Genomic DNA, 21,600 nt, shown 5'->3' with positions numbered 1-21,600 from the left:
TAAAATTCTTTTATAAAACTTATTTCTTAGCGGTAGAAAACGAATAAGGAAACGCACTTTCACTTACTCCTCTAGTTTTATTTGGTATTGCCGACATACCAAAATCTATTACCGCTCCTTTTTGTAAAGCTGAATGGCTCAACCAATTTTTATCATAACTAACACCATTTACTTTTAGTGTTTGAATATATCTATTACCATCGCTATTTGCAGGAGCATTGATTACTACCTTTTTACCATTTTCTAAGTTTAATGTTACTTTTTTAAACAATGGTGCACCAATTACATATTGATCTACCGCAGGTGTAACAGGATAAAATCCCATGGCTGAGAAAACATACCAAGCAGATGTTTGCCCATTATCTTCATCGCCACAATAACCATCTGGTGTAGCTTTATACAATCTATTCATTGCTTCGCGAACCCAATATTGAGCTTTCCAAGGTGCACCACCATAATTGTACAAATAAATCATGTGTTGTATGGGTTGGTTACCATGTGCATATTGGCCCATATTTGCAATTTGCATTTCACGAATTTCATGAATTACGCCACCATACGCACTTTCATCAAAAACTGGTGGCATAGAGAAAACAGAATCAAGTTTTTCTACAAACTTTGAACTTCCTCCCATCAGCTTTGCTAAACCAGCCACATCTTGAAAAACTGACCAGGTATAATGCCAGCTATTCCCTTCAGTAAATGCACCGCCCCATTTAAACGGACTAAACGGCGATTGAAAAGTTCCATCGGCATTTTTACCACGCATTAAGCCAGAGGCTGGATCAAATAAATTTTTATAATTCATGCTTCGCTTTGCATAAATATCAATTTCACTTGCAGGTTTACCCAACGCTTTCCCTAACTGATAAATGGCAAAATCATCGTATGCGTATTCTAACGTTTTCGCAGCATTTTCATTCACTTTAACATCGAAAGGTACATAACCTAATTCGTTGTAATATTTAACACCCGAACGACCTACTGCGTCTATTGGACCTTCATTATTAGCGCCATGTTTTAATGCTTCCCATAACTTTTCAATATCATACCCACGCATACCTTTAATGTAAGCATCTGCCACTACAGAAGCAGAATTATTACCAATCATAATATTTGCATAACCCGGACTACTCCATTCTGGCAGCCATCCACCCTCTTTGTAATCGTTAATTAACCCTTCTTGCATTTCTTTATTTATGGAAGGATAAACCAAGTTTAAGAATGGATATAATGCTCTAAACGTATCCCAAAAACCTGTACCAGCAAACATATAGCCTGGCAACGTTTTTCCATTATATGGGCTCCAATGTACAATTTTATTGTTCGCATCAATTTCATATAGTTTATTAGGGAAGAAAAGTGTTCTATAAAATGATGAATAAAAAGTACGAGTCTGATCAACCGTTCCGCCTTCAACAGAAATTCTGCTCAAAGTTTTATTCCAAATTGCTTTCGCTTTTGCTTTAGTTACATCAAATGCATCATTAGCTAATTCTCTTTTCAAACTAATTTCTGCCTGTTCAAAACTGATAAATGATGAAGCAACTTTTGCATTTACTTTTTCGCCATTGGTTGTTTTAAAACCAATTACTGCACCCGTATGGTCGCTCTGTAATTCTAAATCTTCATTATTTAATTTATTACCCGACCATGTTTTGGTTAGTGTAAATGCTTTATCAAAATAGATAACGAAGTAATTCTTAAAATTACTTGGCAATGGACCGCGAGCATATTTAGTAGTATAACCAATAATTTTCCGCTCTTGCGGAATAATTTTGATATAGGAACCTTTATTCAATGCATCCACTACTACAAAAGCACTGTCTGTTTTAGGAAAAGTAAAACGGAATTGTGCGGCTCTTTCTGTCGGCGTAATTTCCGTTGTTACATTGGCATCCGCCAGATAAACGCTGTAATAATAGGGTTTAGCGATTTCCGCTTTGTGCGTAAACCAGCTCGCTCTATCGTCTTCTGTAAATTTTAATTTCCCAGTAACTGGCATAATGGCAAATTGGCCGTAATCGTTCATCCAAGGAGATGGTTGATGAGTTTGTTTAAAACCGCGAATTTTATCTTGGTCGTATTGATAGGCCCAACCATTACCCATCTTACCCGTTTGTGGCGTCCAAAAATTCATTCCCCATGGCACAGCAATCGCTGGATAGGTATTACCGTTTGAAAGATCTGGTTTAGATTGTGTTCCCATTAGGGGATTTATCCATTCTACAGGGTCGGTAATTTTACCAACGGTTTGCGCTGATACACCTAAAGCAGTAAAAATTAAAGCGGTCGTTAATAATTTCTTAATCATTTGATATGTATTGAGATTTAATTTTTCTATTTCAACAAGTGAGGTTTTTCATTGTACACTTTCCAAAGAAACTCGCCGAAAAGCGTATTTGCCCAAGCAAACCAACTCCGAGTAAAATTTTTAGGATCATCTTTATGGAAACTTTCATGCATAAAACCTTTCCCTGCATGTGTGCGTTTAAGCATGGCGATACAATTTTTAATTTCATCATCGCTAACAGAAGTTAAGCCTCGCATGGTAATCGCCATTGGCCAAATCATATCTGGTCCAATATGCGGGCCGCCAACTCCTTCGGCAACTTTACCTTTAAAAAAGTAAGGGTTATTGCTTGATAAAATGAATTTTCTGGTGTTTTTATAAATCGGATCATCCACTTTTATGGCATCCAAATATGGCATAGATAGTAAACTTGGCACATTGCTATCATCCATTAGATAAGCACTTCCAAAACCATCAACTTCAAAAGCAAATAGCTTACCGAACTCGGGATGATCTTTGACTGCAAATTTCTTTAGCGCTGCATCCACTTCATTCGCTAAGGCTGATAATTTATCTGCTAAAATCTTATCGTTATGCAATGTCGCAACCATTTCTGCAGCATGGTTTAAACTACTTACTGCAAAAAAATTAGATGGAATTAAAAATGGATAAACAGTTGCATCATCGCTTGGACGGAAAGAAGAACAAATTAAGCCAACAGGTTTTACAGGAAAGCCATATCCATTCATAGAAAGTGTATCTGTTGGATATAAACTTTCGCGTTGGAAACGATAAGGCCCTTTGTTTTCTTTACGTTGTTGTTCGATAAATGTTTTTAAGGTCGTTTCAATTGCTTTTTTCCAATCAGTATCAAACGGAGCTTTATCGCCAGTTTTTTTCCAATAATTATAGGCTAAACGAATAGGATAGCATAACGAATCGATTTCCCATTTGCGCTCATGAACACCAGGCTTCATTGCGGTTTTATCACTTTTCCATTCGCCTACTTTATTTTCATCATTATAAAATGCATTAGCATATGGATCTTTTAAAATGTACTGCGTTTGGCGATTAATTACACCTGCAATTAGGTCTTTTATCTTTTGCTCTTCATTAACAAATTGCAAGTAAGGCCAAACTTGTGCAGAGCTATCTCGCATCCACATGGCGTCAATATCTCCAGTAATCACATACGTATCGGGTTTGCCATTTTTAGTAGTATGAGTAACAGTGGTATCCAAAGTATTCGGAAAACAATTTTCAAACAACCAACCCAATTCTTTATCGGCTACATTGGCTTGAAATTTTTTAATAGCATTATCAACTGCAATACTTGTAAAATGACGTTTTGATGCAATTACTCTTACCACTGGGAAATCTTCGGGAACAGTTGCAAAAGAAAATTTAGAAGCTAAAACTCCTGCTCCTAATAATCCCGTATTTTGTATAAATCTTCTTCTTTTCATAATCAGATTTTTAAATAGATTGACTTTTTTAAATCGTTATTTAGTCGAGAGTCTCCAGCAGCTAGCAGCTCCAATTAATGCTGCATGTTCATTTAATTCAGTTATTTTAATCTCTGTATCTAAATGAAAGGCTTTTAAATTCGCAATTAAATGAGGTGCAAATAAATTAAAAGCTTGTGAAATATTACCACCCAAAACTACAACTTCAGCATTCTTTTCTTTGATGATATCTGCTAAAAAATGCCCAAGTGCACGACCAAACTCATTAAATATTTGTTTAGCGTATGGGTCATCATTTACAATGGTTGCTAATTCTTTAACGCCTGTTAATTCTTTTCCTGTTAAGTCATAGTATTTATTTACAAACCATCTAGTAGAAAGATAATCTTCGGCTATGCCACCTAAAAATTTCGAATCCCACAATGCTGCATCTTGCGCAACACCATTGATAGAAACTGCAGAGCCAAGTCCGGTTCCTAAAGTTAGCCCCAATGCATTAGTGTATCCTTTTGCTGCGCCATTAAAAATTTCGCCCTGTAAAAAAGCAGCCGCATCATTTATAAACTTAATATTAGATGTCTGAATAGTTAAACGCTTGGCCAATTTCTCTTTAATATTTAGGAGATATAGCGACTTAAATTTATCTTGATCTTTAATTAAAGAAACTCCGTTTTCATAATCGAAAGGACCTGGCATAGCGATACCAATATTTCTTTCACTAATAGGAATAGCGCCAAAAGAAGTATTAATTACATCACACCAAGCATTTAAAAGTTCTTCTTTATTTTGTTGAGAATTAACCGCATTGCGTTTAATGGAATTCTGAATTAAGGTGCCTTTTTCTAAATCTACCAATGCAGCCGTAATGTGCGAGCCACCAATATCTACACCTAAAACAGTAGGTTTTTCCATCTTTATTTATAAGGTTTTTATTTGAATGTTAAATATAATAAAACGTTTTAGTAATTCAATAAAGGTTTAATCATAAATAGAAAATTGATGCTATTTTGATTGCTTATTATCTAAGAATTAATTTTGCTGGAATAATAATTTGCTGGTCTGGCAGTTTAGTTTTTGATGAAAGTTGATTTAAAATTAACTTAATAATCGTTTCTGCAATTTCTTCCAACGGTTGTTGAATTGTGGATACACTTGGCGTATGTAATTCAAAGGCTTCATGGTCATCGTATCCAATTACAGCAAAATGCTCATCTATTTTTTTATTGATTTGCTTTAAAACCTTTAATCCACTTATGGCAAGGTAATTTGTAGCAAATAATACTGCGTCTATCTTTTTTGCTTTAAAAAGCTGTTTAATTTGTTTAATGGTATCAACTTCTGGCTGATTAAAAGGAATTTTAAGCACTAATTCTTCATCAACAGGAATTGCATAATCTATTAATGCCTTTTTATAACCTTCGTAGCGTTCAATAATTTGTTGGACATCAATATCAATCGTCACTAATGCAATATTCTTTTTCCCTTGCTTAATAAAACTTTCTATCGCTTGGTATGATGCCGCAAAGTGATTTGCTCCAACGTAATTAGTATTGAGTTCTGGTAAATTCCTATCAAATAAAATTACAGGTTTGTTCTCATTTAATAAAAGCTGAATATCTTCTTCAATTCCTTTAATTGGGGAAATAATATAGGCATCTACATTTCTGGATTTAAACAAGTTAATCAAGTCTTGTGCTTTTTCTACGTTATTTTCGGTGCTTGAATAAATAATTTTATACCCTTTTTTGTAGGCTTTATCTTCTATTAATCGGGCTATTCTAGAGAAAAAAGAGTTAGAAATATCCTCAATAATTAATCCAATAATATGAGAATTGCCCGTTCTTAAACTACGGGCAATCTGATTTGGTTTATAACCACTATCTATAATGATTTGCTGAACTTTTTTTATAACAGCATCACTAATTGATTTCTCTTTAGCCTTACCATTAATAATAAAAGAAACCGTTGTAATGGATACATTGGCCTTTAGTGCAATATCTTTTATAGAGAGTGCCTTCATAATTTGACTACTGCTTTAACTATTTTCAACCTCACAGTAATCAAATATAGAATATTAGGTTTTAAGATTATTTATTTTGTGTAAGGGAAATTTCTAGAAACTTTACGCATCATACGCTCTACTAAATCGTCTGTTGACGAGGTGATGCTATCATCCATTGTCTTAAAAAAGCGCCATAATAAATCTCCACTAATCCCATTATTTAAGGTCAGTGTTAAAGTTCCTGTCCCAGTTTTACCACCAAGACCACCAAATAATACAGCAGATGCAATAGCACCGGCTTCCGATTTAGTTTGTTCTGTTTCAAAGCGGCCACCTAAAATTGCATCTACACCTAAAGCTTTTGCAATTTCATCTCTTGTAAATTCATCCAATTTATCGGTCATACCAGCTTTTTTTAACAAAATGTTTGTTTTATCTACGTCTTGAAATTCTACCGAATAATCTTTCCCTCTTCTTAACAGGAAGGTATACATACTAGACTGAATAGATTTAGACATGGTTTTTTCTTGTTCTTTGTTAGCTTCGGCGCTAAAGTTTTTAGGTTGTTTTTTGTAAGATATTTTGGTGTCAAATGGTAAAATTGCAACTACTTTGTGTTGAACAATTTCTGATTTTAACTTTGGGTTTTCGAAAATTTGTTTTGAACCTTCAAACTGAGCCTTCGCTACAAAATTTAAACTAAGGATGGTGAGAATTAATAAGATTTTTTTCATGTATGTGTTTTTTTGAACACAATAATATCTATTCAAATTAAACAAAACAAGTGTTTCTTAAAAAATTCCTAAATATTTAGTTGATTGGGTAATTATTCTCTTAAAACGAAATTTTTTATCGTAAAAACTCAACAATAAGTTTTGCTGTTCGTTCAGATGCGCCAGAAGTTCCCATTTTTTTGGCGAGTTCTTCGTAATCATTTAGCATCACGTTTCTTTCATCGCCAATTAAAATTGGACTTAGTTCTGAAATGATTTTTCCTGTGTTACAATCGTTCTGAATTAGTTCTGTAACTACTTTTCTATCCATAATTAAATTTACCAATGAAATAAATCTAATTTTTATAACTAAGCGGGCAATACCTACAGAAATAGCTCCTCCCCTATACAATACAACTTGTGGAATTTTAAAAAGTGCAGTTTCTAATGTAGCTGTTCCTGACGCCACCAAAGCAGCTTCTGCGTGATGCAATAAATTATACGTTTGCGAAAAAACAAGTTTTACATTTTTATCGCCAATAAATTGCTGGTAATAATCGGATGTAAATGTTGGGGCCGCAGCAACCACAAATTGATAATTAGGAAAACTCGCCGTTACACTTAACATATCTGGCAACAACCGTTCAATTTCTTGTTTTCTACTTCCTGGCAATAGTGCAATAATTTTTTGCTCGCTTAAATTCTGGTTTTTTCTAAATTCTAAGTCCGGAGAAAATTGAGCGATTTCATCTAATAATGGATTACCAACATAGTTCACTTCCATTCCCCATTCTCTATAAAAATCTACTTCAAATGGTAAAATGCAAAATAGTTGATCCACTACTTTTTTAATTTTTAATACTCGTTTTTGGTTCCAGGCCCAAACTTTTGGAGAAATATAGTAGCAAACTTTAATGCCCTGTTCTTTAGCAAATTCAGCAATTTTAAGATTAAATCCAGGGAAATCTATTAAAATTAAAGCATCTGGCTGATAAACTAATATATCTTCCTTACATGCTTTTAGATTTTTAAAAATTGTTCTCAAATTAAGAATCACTTCTGTAAAACCCATAAATGCCATTTCGGCATAATGTTTTACTAGTTCACCTCCTTGCGCCTGCATTTTATCGCCACCAAAATATCTAAAACTTGCATTTTGATCTTCCGTTTTTAACGCTTTCATTAAGTTAGCGCCATGCAAATCTCCAGATGCTTCTCCAGCTACGAGATAGTATTTCATTTTTGAATATCAGTATTAAACTTTATAGAAAAAGAAGGCAAAAGCCCATAAAAATGTAATGCTCAAAATGCCTCTTCCAATGTTATCTTTATTCAATTTAAAAAAATAGTTCATCAAAAAAGCATTAATCGCTACGCAACCAATTAGTAATAAATCAGCATGATGTAAAACTGTAACACGCTGCATTAAAAACCAAACTAAAACACCTGGTATAATTGGAACGATAAATCCGATTGCAACGCCATTCCAAACTGTATTTTTTATGGCGTTAATTCTCTTTTGCATATTAACCTAAGCTTTTTCCGTCGGGACCAGCGGTTTTATTTACGGTAGATTTTGAAACTTCAGTATCGGTAAATCCCCAACCATTTAAAATTGGAATAGCATGATGAGCGGTTAAATCGAATTGTACAGGCACAACCGACACAAAACCATTATCTAAAGCCCAAACATCTGTATCTTCTCCTTTATCGTAGTTTTCAAAAACACCTGTTAACCAATAATATGGGCGTTTATAAGGATCAGTTCTTTCTTCAAAATCTTCTGCCCACTTGGCATTTGCCTGTCTGCATATTTTAATTCCTTTTAAATCTGCTCCTTTCGGGAAATTTACATTAAGCAAAGTCGCTTCTGGCAATCCGTTATTTAGCACTTTTAAGGCAATGGTTTTAATGAACTGTTTACAATGACTAAAGTCGGCTTCTTGAGCAAAATCATCTAAAGAAAATCCGATAGAAGGTATTTTTTCTATGGCGCCTTCTACCGCAGCAGACATGGTTCCCGAATAAATTACATTGATAGAATTGTTCAATCCGTGATTAATTCCCGAAACACATAAATCAGGTTTTTTACCTTTAAACACTTTATTTACAGCCAGTTTAACACAATCTACAGGTGTACCAGAGCATTTGTACATCTCCACGCCAGGATATAAATCTACTTTATCAAAACGTAAAGGTTTACCAATGGTGATGGCATGACCCATTCCAGATTGAGGCCCATCGGGCGCTACAACTACAACATGCCCAATTTCTTGCATTACTTCAATTAAGCTTTTAATGCCTGGAGCAGTTATTCCATCATCGTTTACAACTAAAATAGTAGGTTTTTTGGTGTCATTATTCATACTGTAAAAATACGAGAAATTATTGGAAGCTTAAATCAGCTAAATGATAATATTTATTTTCGTTTATTTTTTAGGAAAAGTATAGGTTATCCGCTTATATTTGAGTTATAACTTATTAATTATGAAAATAAAACTACTTTTCTTTGTCTGTTTATTGCTAACAGGCCAAAACTTACTGGCTCAATCCACTTACCAATGGAAAACAGCCACTTCAGGAGGTTACCCCTACAAATATGTAACCAACGATCCAACCAAAACACGTTTTTACACTTTAAAAAATGGTTTGACGGTAATTTTATCGCAAAACAATAAAGAGCCAAATATTACTTACAAAATGGCGGTAAGGGCAGGTAGCAATACCGACCCAAGAACAAATACAGGCTTGGCGCATTATTTAGAGCATCTTTTATTTAAAGGAACTGATAAATTCGGAACCTTAAATTACGCCAAAGAAAAACCTCTTTTAGATAAAATTGAGGCCTTGTATGAAACGTACAACAAAACCACAGATCCTGCAAAACGTAAAGAGATTTACAAAGAAATTGATAAAACTTCTGGTGAAGCATCAAATTATTCTATTGCAAATGAATACGATAAAATGATGAAATCAATTGGTAGTGGTTCTACAAATGCACATACTTCGGTTGAAGAAACTGTTTATGAAGAGGATTTACCGTCAAATGCTATTGATAAATTTTTAGCTGTACAAGCAGAACGTTTTCGTGCTCCTGTTTTCCGCATTTTTCATACAGAGTTAGAAGCTGTTTATGAAGAAAAAAACATTGGTATGGACAATGATGGTCGTAAAATGTACGAGAAAATGTTGTATTCGTTATTTCCAACACATAACTACGGACAACAAACTACCATTGGAACTATTGAGCATTTAAAAAATCCATCATTAATCGAAATCAGAAAATATTACAACAAATATTATGTACCTAATAATATGGCGCTAATTATGTCTGGTGATATTAATTATGATGATTTAATCAAAAAAATTGATAAAGATTTCGCTTACATGGTTGCAAAACCAGTAGTATTATACAATCCTGCTCCTGAAAAACCATTAACACAAGTTCAAACTGTTGATATTTATGGTCCAAGTGCTGAAAATTTATATGTTGCGTACAGAGGTTTTGCTCAAAACACACACCAAAGTTTGTTACTAGATTTAATTGGCAGTGTTTTATCAAACGGCAAAGCTGGTTTAATGGACATCAACATTAATAAACAACAAAAAATGTTGAGAGCTGGTGCTGGCTATAACTCTATGAAAGATTATGGTATCTTCATTTTATCTGGTTCACCAAAAGCTGGACAAAGTTTAGAAGAAGCTCAAAAATTATTGTTAGAACAAGTAGAATTGCTTAAAAAAGGCGAGTTTGATGAAAGTTTAATTAAAGCAACTGTTGCCAACATTAAATTAGGTGAACTACAAAGTTTTGATAATAACGATGTTCGTGCAGATGCTACAATGAACGCCTTTATTCAAAATCGTGGAACAGAGTGGGATAAAACATTAGCATCAACCGATGCAATGGGTAAAGTAACCAAAAAGGAAATTGTAGATTTTGCTAATAAATTTTTCATCAACAACTATGTTGCAGTTTTAAAACACAAAGGTGAAGATAAGAGCATCGTTAAAGTAGAAAAACCAGCCATTACAGCTGTAAAAACTAACGTTAATGAGGTTTCTCCATTTACCAAAAATATTATTGCTGCTCCAGTAAAACCTATCGCTCCTAAATTTTTAGATTATACAAAAGATCTTAATTTTGGTAAAGCTGGCATTGCCGATGTGATTGCAGTTCAAAACACTGAAAACGGAATTTTCCGTATGAGTTACCGTTTTGATATGGGCACTTACAACTACAAACTATTGCCTTATGCATCTCAATATTTAGCTTTTTTAAGTACTGATAAATATTCTGCAGAAGATATTAGCAAAGCATTTTACAATATTGCTTGTAACTATAGTATAAACGTTGGAACTGATTTAACTACTGTTTCAATTAGTGGTTTACAAGAGAATTTTGATAAAGCAGTTGCTTTAGTTGAAGATGTGTTGGCTAATTGCAAACCAAATGAAAAAGCCTTAGAAGATTTAAAGGGCCGTTTATTAAAATCGAGAGATAATGCAAAATTAAATAAAGCATCAATTCTTGGTGGTTTAATGAGTTATGCACAGTTTGGCACTGATAATCCATTCAATTACGGGTTAACCAATGATGAGATTAAGAATATGAAATCAGCTGATTTGATTAACATCTTACATAATCTTACCAACTACAAACACACTATTACTTACTACGGGCCTAAAACATTAGCCGCATTTTCTGCTGATATTGTGAAAGCACATCCGCTAGCAAAAGAATTTACACCAGCTGCACCAATTAAGAAATTTGTGTATACCAAAACTGATGCAAATAAAGTTTATTTTGCCGATTACGATATGGTTCAAGCAGAAATCCGTTGGGTACGCAATGGCGGATTATACGATCCAACTAATGCTGCAAAAATCGCCCTATTTAACAACTATTTTGGTGGTGGTATGGGGTCAGTTGTATTCCAAACTATTCGCGAATCTAAAGCCTTAGCTTATTCTACTTTTGCAGTATATTCTTCTCCAAACACAAAAGAGAAAGAAAATACAATTATTGCTTATGTAGGTACACAAGCAGATAAGATGAATGAAGCAGTAGCAGGTATGAATGAGTTATTAACCACTTTACCAGAGTCGGATAAATCATATGCATTATCTAAAAGCAATTCGTTAAATGGCTTAGAAACCAGCCGAATTACTAAAGATGGGATCATTTACGCCTACCTAGCAGATAAAAAATTAGGCTTTGATCACGATTCAAGAATAGATGAATATGCAAGCTTAAAACCATTAACGTTTGATGATGTAAAATCATTCCACCAAACTAATCTTTCTGGCAAACCTTACAATTATTGTATAGTTGCTTCTGAAAAGAAAATCAACATGGCTGATTTAGCAAAATTTGGTCCAGTGACTAAATTAAGCTTAGAGCAGATTTTTGGTTATTAACCCCACCAAAATCCTCCCCTAAAAGGGAGGATTTCAATCGGTTTTCGGAAACGGAAACCGATTTTTTTATGCATCAACTTTGTTATTGAAAATTTAATTGCTAAAAGTTAACTTTAGCAAATGCGCTTCCTTATTCTGTACTTTCTTTTTTGTTTTGGCCTGCAAACTACATTTGCACAAAATTCTATCGAACAAAAAATGGCATGGTATGCTTTAGCAAAACCGACCAGTAATCTTTTCGTCCATTTTGATAAAAACGTATACTCAAATAATGAAACATCATATTTTACAGGTTATTTAATTAAAGAAGCAAAAACTGAAGTTGCTAAACATACTATCATGTCTGTTGCCTTAATTAGAGATGTAGATAGCACCTTATTATTTGAGGATAAATTCTTGATAAATGAGGGATTAGCTTTTGGCAGTTTAGTATTGCCAGATTCCATCCCGACAGGTAATTATCGTTTTTTGGCATACACAGATAGATTGATAAATGGAATGCCTGAAGCCATATTTATTCAAAATATTACCATAAAATCTAGTATAGATCCTGCTTTTAAAGCGAATATTAAACTTGCAGAAGCAGCCAATGCAGAGAGCAAATCGTATAAAGTTTTAATTGCCGCCACAACCAGAGATGATCGTTTTTTACCAAAACCAATCAAGGTTAGTTACAAATATGGCAACGTTAGAAAAAACACATTAACAGATGCATCTGGACAGTCTTTAATCACTTTAACACCTCAAAATAATTTAGCAGACCCTAATATTTACGTCAAGCTAAAATCAGAAAAGGATAGCAGTTTTATCAATCTGGCTTTACCACAGACTAAAAATAAAGCACTAGTTAAATTTTATCCCGAGGGCGGAAATATGGTTGCTGGTTTATCTTCAACTATTGGTTGGGAAGCGAAAGATCAACAACAGATGCCCTTAGCATTAAAAGCATTTCTTTATAAAAACAAAAAAGTAATCGATACGATTGAAACTAGTAGCTATGGCATTGGCAAGTTTAATCTAACACCAGAAATTGGTGCAGATTATACAGTTAAACTTGTTCACTCAGGTTTTATTGACACGCTGTATCATTTACCAATGCCAATTGAAAAAGGTCTAACCTTAAACATGCAAAACGCTATTGCTAAAGATACGGTTAGATTAAATCTAAAAAGTAATGGATTTAAAAAATTCACTATTCTAGTTCACAATTTCAGAACCAGTTTTTTAACTACTCCATTTGAAATGGATCGAGATAATATCAATATAAAAATTCCACTAAGTGACGTTCCCAAAGGTTTGACAACTATTACCATCATAGATAGCTTAAATAGGCCTTTAGCAGAGCGGATGTTTTTTGCTCATTACGATAATGCAGAAAAAATCTCCATAACAACAGATCAAAAGATATATAAACAGCGAGAAAAGATAAATTTAAAACTCAAGCTTAACGTTGATAAAAATGCATTGGTTTCTATCGCTTGTATACAAAATAACAGATTGGAAATCAAAAAAATGACTGACATTGAGAGTTATTCCTATCTAAATAATGAATTAAGTTCTCTCCCTATCAATGTTAAAGGAAATGGTTATAAAGACATCAATTATTTAGAGCAAATTTTATTAGTAAAAGGCTGGAGAAGATATACTTGGCAAGGTTTGCAAGCTATCAATTATACCGATACAACAGCAACATTAGATAGCTTAAAAATGAGTGGGCAAGTAACTAAAAGGAAAGAAATAAAAGATTCGTTGATCATTGCCTCTATGATTAATGAGCGAATAAAATTAATCAAAACAACGAATAAAGGCTTATTTAATTTAAATATTGAGGATTTAATCGCTCCTCCTGAAAAGAAAATATATCTTTTTGTGAATGGAGCTACTAAAGCATCTTATCCAACTAAAATATTAATTCATGATGACTTTACGACCATGAATCAAAAGCTTACCAAATCGACAGCTATTGAGCAACCCATTTTACCCTCAAGTTTGCAGAATAATGCAGAATTAGTATTAAAAAATGATGAAAAATCCATACGTTTAAAAGAAGTTGTGATTCGTAACAAAAACGATTTTAGCTTTAATGGTACAGGCGCTAATGCTTGTGGAGATTATGTTTGTTCATATAACAACTTAAATTGTCGTAATCACCCAAATGGCACTATTGGCAATCATCCGCCTATTACTGGCGGAACGTACAATGTAAATGGAATTCCAACTTTGTATCAAGGATGTACAGTTGTAGATCAGAAGATTTTTTTCTTGGTCAAGGGCATTCATCTCCAAAAAGAATTTTACATGAGCGACTATAAGGATCCACTAGAACCAGCTTTTTTTTCTACTATTTACTGGAATTATGCTACAGTATTAAATACTGGAAAAGAAACAGAGTTGAGTTTTTACACTAGTGATATTACTGGAAAATTTAGAATTGTAGTTCAAGGAATTACAAATAAAGATGTTATTTATGCGGAGGATTTTTTTGAAGTAAAAGGAAAATAAAAAAAACGATTACCAATTAAGGCAATCGTTTTTGTTTTATTAAATTGAAAATAATACTAAAGTGAATTAATCCATTTTACTAATTCATCTCTACCTTTTCCTGTTTTTTGTTGAAGTTTTCCCAACAGCTCATCATCTTTTCCTTCTTCGTGCTTCAAATCATCTTCAGTTAAATCGGCATAAGCTTGTTTAACTTTGCCTTTAATTTCATTCCATTTACCTTGCCATTCTAACTTGTCCATGTGCTTATTTTTAATGTTTTACAATTGGTTGATTGTAAAAAGAACACATTGAAAAAGTTATTGTTTTAATGAATTTAGATTTTCAGGTTTTAAACCTCTACATTTTTTTCGAATTATCTATAATTTCTTGTACCACCGTTGGGTCTAACAAAGTTGATATATCTCCCAAGTTCGAAGTATCACCCTCGGCTACTTTACGCAAAATACGACGCATAATTTTACCAGATCTAGTTTTAGGTAAGCCCGATACAAATAGAATTTTATCTGGTTTAGCAATTGCTCCAATTACACGCGTTACGGTTTGTAAAATATCTTTTCTAGTTAAATCTTCATCCTTACTTAATCCAGGATAAATAACAAATGCATAAATTCCTTGTCCTTTAACATCATGCGGATAACCGACAACAGCACTTTCTATAACTCCCGCATGCATATTTATTGCATTTTCTACTTCGGCTGTGCCAATTCTATGTCCAGAAACATTAATCACATCATCTACCCTACCCGTAATTCTGTAATATCCATCTTCATCACGCAAACACCCATCTCCAGTAAAATATAAATTCTCGTAAGTAGAAAAATAAGTCAATTTACAACGCTCATGATCACCATACGTGGTGCGTAACATACCTGGCCATGGAAATTTAATACACAAATTTCCGTTTACGCCATTACCTTCAATTTCTTTCCCATTTTCATCCACTAAAATTGGTTGTATGCCAGGTAAAGGCAAGGTTGCAAAGCTAGGTTTGGTGGGGGTTACAAAAGCAATTGGAGATATCATAATTCCGCCCGTTTCAGTTTGCCACCAAGTATCTACAATCGGTGCTTTTTTATGCCCAATTTCTTCATCAAACCAATGCCAAGCTTCTTCATTAATAGGCTCTCCCACCGATCCTAAAACGCGTAAGCTGCTTAAATCTATTCCTTTTAATGGTTCTGTACCAAAACTCATTAAAGATCTAATAGCGGTTGGCGCTGTATATAAAATATTCACTTTGTGTTTTTGTACAACTTCCCAAAATCTCGATGGAGTTGGAAAAGTCGGAATTCCCTCAAACATTAAAGTTGTAGCACCTTGCGAAAGTGGTCCGTAAACAATGTACGAATGACCGGTAATCCAGCCTATATCTGCTGTGCAAAAAAACACTTCATTTGGCTGATAATTAAACACGTTAGAGAATGTATAACCTGCATACACCATGTAACCACCGCAAGTATGTACAACACCTTTTGGTTTACCCGTTGAGCCCGATGTATATAAGATAAATAAAACATCTTCGGCATCCATTTCTTCGGCTGGGCAATTGGCATCAACCAATTTCACTTCATCTTCCCACCAACAATCTCTACCTTTTAACATAGAAACAGGGGTGCGAGTATGCGTTAATACAATTACTTTTTCTATCGTCGGACAACCAATTAAAGCATCGTCAATTACTTCTTTTAATTGAATTTGTTTGTTGCCACGATAAGCGCCATCTGCTGTAATTACCAATTTACAAGTAGCATCATTTATCCTATCGGCAATAGATTTAGCTGAAAAACCACCAAAAACTACTGAATGTATTGCACCAATACGAGCACAAGCCAAAACAGCTATTGCCAACTCTGGCACCATTGGCATATAAATACAAATCCGATCTCCTTTTTTAGCTCCGTTTCTTTTTAAAACATTCGCAAAGCGACAAACTCGATCATGTAAAACTCTATAACTAAGTGTAACACTATCTTTCTCGGGATCATTTGGCTCCCAGATAATGGCAGGTTTATCACCATTTTCAATTAAATGTCGATCTAAACAATTATCAGTAATATTTAACTTTGCTCCCTCAAACCATTTAATATTTGGCTCTGAAAAGTTCCACGATAAAACTTTATCCCATTTTTGTTTCCAAAGAAAATTATCAGCTATACTTGCCCAAAATTTCTCAGGATCATTTACACTTTGTTCGTAAGTTTCTTGATATTGCTCAAAAGAGGTAATCTGCATGGTAATTTAGGTTTAGCAATTAGGAGCTTCAAATATAGTATTATTACTAAAGTTTAAAAAAATGAATAAACAAATTCAATTATTTTTAGATCACTATTGATGGTTACAAAAATAATTCTGATATTTGCACACTCTTAAAAAAATTAAGTAGCGAAATAATCAACATAATAAAAAAGTCATGTCAAGAGTTTGTGATTTAACCGGAAAAATGGCGATGTCGGGATTTAATGTTTCTCACTCGAACGTTAAAACGAAGCGTAAATTTTATCCTAACCTACAACTTCAGAAATTTTATATTCCTGAAGAAGATACTTGGATTACATTAAAAGTATCAACATCAGCTATTAAAACCATCAATAAGATTGGTATTTCTGAGGCACTTAACCGCTTCATGAAAAAAGGATTTTTGTAAAAAACATTTGTCGATTTTATCGACATAAATAAATAATAAAATGGCAAAAAAAGGTAACAGAGTACAAGTTATTTTAGAATGTACAGAACATAAAACTAGCGGTATGCCAGGTATGTCTAGATATATATCTACAAAAAACCGTAAAAACACTACTGAGCGTTTAGAATTGAAAAAATTCAACCCAGTATTGAAAAAAGTAACAGTACATAAAGAGATAAAATAATTGAAGAATTGATGATTTGAAGGATTGAATTTTATATTCATTCATTTTAACATCCACTTACTCAATAATTAAATTTAAAAGACATGGCTAAGAAAGTAGTTGCAACCCTAAAAACGGGTACAGGAAAAGAATATTCGAAAGTTATTACAATGAACAAATCACCAAAAACTGGTGCTTATTCTTTCAAAGAAATCATTGTACATAACGATCACGTTAAAGATGCTCTTGCTGGTATCAGCAAGTAATTCTATTCACGAATAGCATTAAAGGCCGTTCCGTATTAAACGGAAGGGCTTTTTTATTTTAATATCATTCTATGGGTTTATTCGATTTTTTTAAGAAAAAAGAAACTGCTCCTGAAGCACAAGAAGCTTTAGAAAAAGGTTTAGAAAAAACTAAGGAAGGTTTTTTAAGTAAAATCACTAAAGCTGTTGCTGGTAAATCTACAGTTGATGATGATGTATTGGATAATCTTGAAGAAGTTTTGGTTACTTCTGATGTTGGCGTAAGTACTACCTTAAAAATCATTGACCGCATTCAGGCTCGAGTTGCAAAAGATAAATACTTATCTACTTCTGAGTTAAATCATTTACTACGCGATGAAATTCAGCTTTTATTAGCCGAAAATAACAGCAACGATTTCCGAAATTTCGAATATGGCGATCATAAGCCTTACGTAATTATGGTGGTTGGCGTTAATGGTGTGGGTAAAACTACAACTATTGGCAAACTGGCACATAAATTGAAAAATGAAAATCTGAAAGTAGTTTTAGGCGCAGCCGATACGTTTAGAGCAGCGGCAGTTGAGCAAATTAAATTGTGGGGTGAACGAGTTGGGGTAAGAGTTGTGGCACAAGCAATGGGTTCAGATCCTGCTTCTGTTGCGTTTGACACATTACAATCAGCAGTTGCCAATAAAGAAGATGTTGTAATTATTGATACCGCTGGTCGTTTACATAACAAAATTGGTTTGATGAACGAATTAGGTAAAATCAAAAGTGTAATGCAAAAGGTAATACCAAATGCACCACATGAAATTTTGTTAGTATTAGATGGTTCAACTGGTCAAAATGCATTTGAGCAATGCAAACAATTTACCGAAGCTACTGATGTAAATGCATTAGCAATTACCAAATTAGATGGCACTGCAAAAGGTGGTGTAGTGATTGGCATTTCCGATCAATTTAAAATTCCTGTAAAATATATTGGTGTTGGCGAAAAAATGGACGATTTACAATTGTTCGATAAAAAAGATTTCGTGAACTCCTTATTTAATTAATATGATTACTAAAAATAAGCTTGTAAAAACTATTGCCAAACCTAAAATCAATGTAATTACTTTAGGTTGTTCAAAAAACACTTACGATTCTGAAGTATTAATGGGGCAATTACGTGGCAATAACCTAGCTGTTGAACACGAATCAAATAGTTTAGGCAAAGACGATATTATCGTAATTAATACTTGCGGTTTTATCGATAATGCTAAGCAAGAATCTATTGACACTATTTTACAATACAGTCAATTAAAAGACGAAGGTAAAGTTGGAAAAGTAATCGTAACAGGATGTTTATCTGAACGTTACAAGCCAGAATTAGAAGCAGAAATTACTAACGTTGATGCATTTTTTGGCACTAACGATTTACAAAACATATTGCACAGTTTAGGTGCAAACTACAAACACGAATTAATAGGTGAACGTTTATTAACCACGCCTTCTCACTTCGCTTATTTTAAAATTGCCGAAGGCTGTAATCGTCCATGTTCTTTTTGTGCTATTCCGCTAATGCGTGGCAAACACGTTTCTAGAGATATGAACGAGTTAGTTAATGAAGCGAAAATTTTAGCTGCTAACGGAACAAAAGAACTCATTTTAATTGCTCAAGATTTAACTTATTACGGTTTAGATATTTATGGAAAACGTAATTTGGATGAATTATTACGTCGTTTATCTGATGTAAAAGGCATAGAATGGATTAGATTGCAATACGCCTATCCTTCTGGTTTCCCAATGGGAATTTTAGATGCGATGAACGAACGAGAAAATATTTGCAAGTATTTGGATATGCCTTTACAGCACATTACAGATAACATGTTAAAATCGATGCGTCGTGGTATAACCAAACAAAAAACCATCGATATTGTAAACGAAATCCGAGCAAAAGTTCCAAATATCGCGATGCGTACCACTTTAATTTGCGGTTACCCTGGTGAAACTGAACAAGATTTTGAGGAGATGTACAATTGGGTTGATGAAACTCGTTTCGATCGTTTAGGTTGTTTCACATATTCTCATGAAGAAAAAACTCACGCTCATCAATTAGTTGATGATGTGCCTGAAGAAGTAAAACAAGCTCGTGTTGATGCTATTATGGAATTGCAACAAGGTATTTCTTTCGACATTAACCAAGAAAAAGTTGGCAAAACGTATAAAGTCTTAATCGATAGAAAAGAAGGTGATTTCTTTATCGGTCGTACTGAATTTGATAGCCCAGAAGTTGATAATGAGGTTTTAATCGATGCAAATTCTGGTTATGCAGCAAATGGAAGTTTTGTAAATGTAAAAATTGACCGTGCAGAAGATTTCGACCTGTATGGACAAATTGTAAAATAAAGCTATCGCCTAAAAATGTTTCGTAAATTAGTTTAATTTCGCAACACATGAAGGCAAAATATATATCTTATCAGGATACGCATTCATTCTCTAAACTGGTTTTAGATTATGTAAATGACGATGAATTCTTGAAACCTTTTTACAGCTTTCGTCCAGATATGGATGGTTTGAAAAAAGCTGTTGATGCTAGAAATTTCAAAGGAAATAGACCTGAATTAGTTGAGGTTTTAAATCAGCAATACCAAAACGTAAAAACGAATAAATCGGTAAATCACAATATTAATTTACTGGCGGATGAAAATACTTTTACCGTTACCACTGGTCATCAGCTTAATTTATTTACTGGACCTTTATACTTCATCTACAAAATTGTAACGACCATAAATCTTGCGCTTGAGCTTAAAATTGCTTACCCAGAAAAGAATTTCGTACCTATTTATTGGATGGCTACCGAGGATCATGATTTTGAGGAAATCAACCATGTTAGTGTTGATGAAAAAAATATCAGTTGGATACAACAGATTAACGGCGCAACTGGGAGACTAAGCACAAAAACTGTTGAAGCGGCCGTAAGAGCATACAAAGCGTATTTAGGCATTAGCAAAAATGGAAAAAAACTAGCCAAACTAGTCGAAAATGCATATTTAACTAACGATAATCTGGCCGATGCAACTCGGGTTTTGGTAAATAGTTTATTTCAAAGCTATGGTTTAGTGATTATAAATGCTGATGATGCGAAACTAAAAAAACAATTCAGTTCGGTTATTAAACAAGATATTACTGAACAAAATAGTGCGCATTTAACTGAAAAAACTAGTGAAGATTTAACTCAAAAAGGGTATAAAACACAAGTTAATGGTAGAGAAATTAATTTCTTTTATTTAATTGATAATCTTCGTGAAAGGATTATAGAAAAAGATAATCATTTTATCGTTAATCATACAGAAATTAGTTTTACTAAGGGTGAATTACTTCTAGAAATTGAAAATCATCCCGAAAGGTTTAGCCCGAATGTAATTATGCGGCCGTTATACCAAGAAGTAATTTTACCAAACATCGCTTATATTGGTGGTGGGGCTGAAGTTTCTTATTGGATGCAATTGAAAGCTAATTTCGATTTCTACAAAACAGATTTCCCTGTATTATTATTACGTAATTCAGCTTTGTTAATTGATAAACGTAGTGCAGAAAACTTAAATAAATTGGGCTTTACGTTAGAAGATGCTTTTTTGAATAAAGAGAAATTACAAAAGATTTGGATTAAAAACAATAGCGATTCTAACTTATGTTTAACTGATGAAAAGGCGGCAATACAAGCCATTTTTAATCAAATTAAATTAAAGAATTTTAAAATCGATAAAACCTTAGAAAGCACTGCTGAATCTGCAAAAGCCAAGACTAATCGTTTATTAGATCATTTGGAAAAGAAATTGTTTAGAGCTGAGAAAAGAAAACATGAAGTTTCTTTAAAACAGATTGAAAACGTAAAAAATAGACTTTTCCCAACTGGTACTTTACAAGAAAGAGTATTGAATATTGCACCAATGTATGTAAATTATGGCGATGATTTTTTATCCTCATTAATAGAAAATTTTCAACCTTTAGGAGGAGACTTTACATTATTACTTCCATCATAATCCGTCATTGCGAGTCCCTTTTCGAGGCGAAGCAATCTTTCATACAAGATAGATTGCCGCGTCGTTCCTCCTCGCAATGACGAC

General features: G+C 33.6%; 18 protein-coding genes. 8 read left to right on the top strand and 10 right to left on the bottom strand.

Annotation, left to right across the window (positions count from 1 at the left end):
- Positions 1-19: 19 nt before the first annotated feature.
- The 8 genes from GM921_RS00360 to surE all read right to left on the bottom strand — a co-directional run bounded on the left by GM921_RS00360 (position 20) and on the right by surE (position 8,840).
- A complete protein-coding gene (locus GM921_RS00360; protein WP_182920627.1) occupies positions 20-2,314 on the bottom strand; it encodes a GH92 family glycosyl hydrolase in 2,295 nt (764 codons plus the stop codon).
- A 26-nt stretch (positions 2,315-2,340) separates the two neighbouring features.
- Positions 2,341-3,759 (bottom strand): glycoside hydrolase family 125 protein, encoded by a 1,419-nt coding sequence (locus GM921_RS00355; RefSeq protein WP_182920626.1) that lies wholly within the window; start codon positions 3,757-3,759, stop codon positions 2,341-2,343.
- Between the two features lie 36 nt (positions 3,760-3,795).
- A complete protein-coding gene (locus GM921_RS00350) occupies positions 3,796-4,671 on the bottom strand; it encodes an ROK family protein (RefSeq protein WP_182920625.1) in 876 nt (291 codons plus the stop codon).
- Positions 4,672-4,777: 106 nt separating this feature from the next.
- The gene (locus GM921_RS00345; protein ID WP_182920624.1) at positions 4,778-5,779 is read right to left on the bottom strand and encodes a LacI family DNA-binding transcriptional regulator; all 1,002 of its coding nucleotides are present in this window, start codon (positions 5,777-5,779) and stop codon (positions 4,778-4,780) included.
- 71 nt (positions 5,780-5,850) lie between these two features.
- Positions 5,851-6,495: a hypothetical protein gene (locus GM921_RS00340; protein ID WP_182920623.1), complete on the bottom strand. Its 645-nt coding sequence runs from the start codon at positions 6,493-6,495 to the stop codon at positions 5,851-5,853.
- A 115-nt stretch (positions 6,496-6,610) separates the two neighbouring features.
- A complete protein-coding gene (gene lpxB / locus GM921_RS00335; RefSeq protein WP_182920622.1) occupies positions 6,611-7,714 on the bottom strand; it encodes a lipid-A-disaccharide synthase in 1,104 nt (367 codons plus the stop codon).
- Positions 7,715-7,729: 15 nt separating this feature from the next.
- The gene (locus GM921_RS00330) at positions 7,730-7,999 is read right to left on the bottom strand and encodes a stationary phase survival protein SurE (RefSeq protein ID WP_182920621.1); all 270 of its coding nucleotides are present in this window, start codon (positions 7,997-7,999) and stop codon (positions 7,730-7,732) included.
- A gap of 1 nt (position 8,000) precedes the next feature.
- Complete coding sequence (gene surE / locus GM921_RS00325; RefSeq protein ID WP_182920620.1) at positions 8,001-8,840, bottom strand: 5'/3'-nucleotidase SurE; 840 nt, start codon at positions 8,838-8,840, stop codon at positions 8,001-8,003.
- A 121-nt stretch (positions 8,841-8,961) separates the two neighbouring features.
- On the opposite strand from surE, the gene GM921_RS00320 reads away from it, so the two are divergent.
- Together GM921_RS00320 and GM921_RS00315 are read left to right on the top strand one after the other, a co-directional pair.
- Entirely contained in the window at positions 8,962-11,895 is a 2,934-nt protein-coding gene (locus GM921_RS00320; RefSeq protein ID WP_182920619.1) for a M16 family metallopeptidase, read from the top strand.
- Between the two features lie 120 nt (positions 11,896-12,015).
- On the top strand, positions 12,016-14,397 hold the full coding sequence (locus tag GM921_RS00315; RefSeq protein ID WP_182920618.1) for a hypothetical protein: 2,382 nt from the start codon (positions 12,016-12,018) through the stop codon (positions 14,395-14,397).
- 56 nt (positions 14,398-14,453) lie between these two features.
- On the opposite strand, the gene GM921_RS00310 is transcribed toward GM921_RS00315, so the two are convergent.
- On the bottom strand, positions 14,454-14,639 hold the full coding sequence (locus tag GM921_RS00310; protein ID WP_182920617.1) for a CsbD family protein: 186 nt from the start codon (positions 14,637-14,639) through the stop codon (positions 14,454-14,456).
- 97 nt (positions 14,640-14,736) lie between these two features.
- On the bottom strand, positions 14,737-16,632 hold the full coding sequence (gene acs / locus GM921_RS00305; RefSeq protein WP_182920616.1) for an acetate--CoA ligase: 1,896 nt from the start codon (positions 16,630-16,632) through the stop codon (positions 14,737-14,739).
- A 178-nt stretch (positions 16,633-16,810) separates the two neighbouring features.
- Between acs and rpmB the strand changes: the two genes are divergently transcribed.
- The 6 genes from rpmB (at position 16,811) to bshC (ending at position 21,516) form a co-directional block, all read left to right on the top strand.
- Positions 16,811-17,044: a 50S ribosomal protein L28 gene (rpmB, locus tag GM921_RS00300; RefSeq protein ID WP_182920615.1), complete on the top strand. Its 234-nt coding sequence runs from the start codon at positions 16,811-16,813 to the stop codon at positions 17,042-17,044.
- 40 nt (positions 17,045-17,084) lie between these two features.
- Positions 17,085-17,267: a 50S ribosomal protein L33 gene (gene rpmG / locus GM921_RS00295; RefSeq protein WP_008242799.1), complete on the top strand. Its 183-nt coding sequence runs from the start codon at positions 17,085-17,087 to the stop codon at positions 17,265-17,267.
- Between the two features lie 83 nt (positions 17,268-17,350).
- Positions 17,351-17,512, top strand: coding sequence for a DUF4295 domain-containing protein (locus GM921_RS00290; RefSeq protein ID WP_173273917.1), 162 nt, complete (start codon positions 17,351-17,353; stop codon positions 17,510-17,512).
- A 71-nt stretch (positions 17,513-17,583) separates the two neighbouring features.
- Positions 17,584-18,546 carry a signal recognition particle-docking protein FtsY gene (ftsY, locus tag GM921_RS00285; protein WP_182920614.1) on the top strand — a complete coding sequence of 321 codons (963 nt, stop codon included), beginning with the start codon at positions 17,584-17,586 and terminating at the stop codon, positions 18,544-18,546.
- 1 nt (position 18,547) lies between these two features.
- Positions 18,548-19,879, top strand: coding sequence for a 30S ribosomal protein S12 methylthiotransferase RimO (gene rimO, locus GM921_RS00280; protein ID WP_182920613.1), 1,332 nt, complete (start codon positions 18,548-18,550; stop codon positions 19,877-19,879).
- A gap of 47 nt (positions 19,880-19,926) precedes the next feature.
- Positions 19,927-21,516 carry a bacillithiol biosynthesis cysteine-adding enzyme BshC gene (gene bshC / locus GM921_RS00275; RefSeq protein WP_182920612.1) on the top strand — a complete coding sequence of 530 codons (1,590 nt, stop codon included), beginning with the start codon at positions 19,927-19,929 and terminating at the stop codon, positions 21,514-21,516.
- Positions 21,517-21,600 lie beyond the last annotated feature (84 nt).

The organism is Pedobacter planticolens (assembly GCF_014172375.1).
GTDB lineage: Bacteria > Bacteroidota > Bacteroidia > Sphingobacteriales > Sphingobacteriaceae > Pedobacter > Pedobacter planticolens.
Note: the sequence above shows the minus strand (reverse complement) of the source record. Positions and strands in the feature narration are given on the sequence as shown.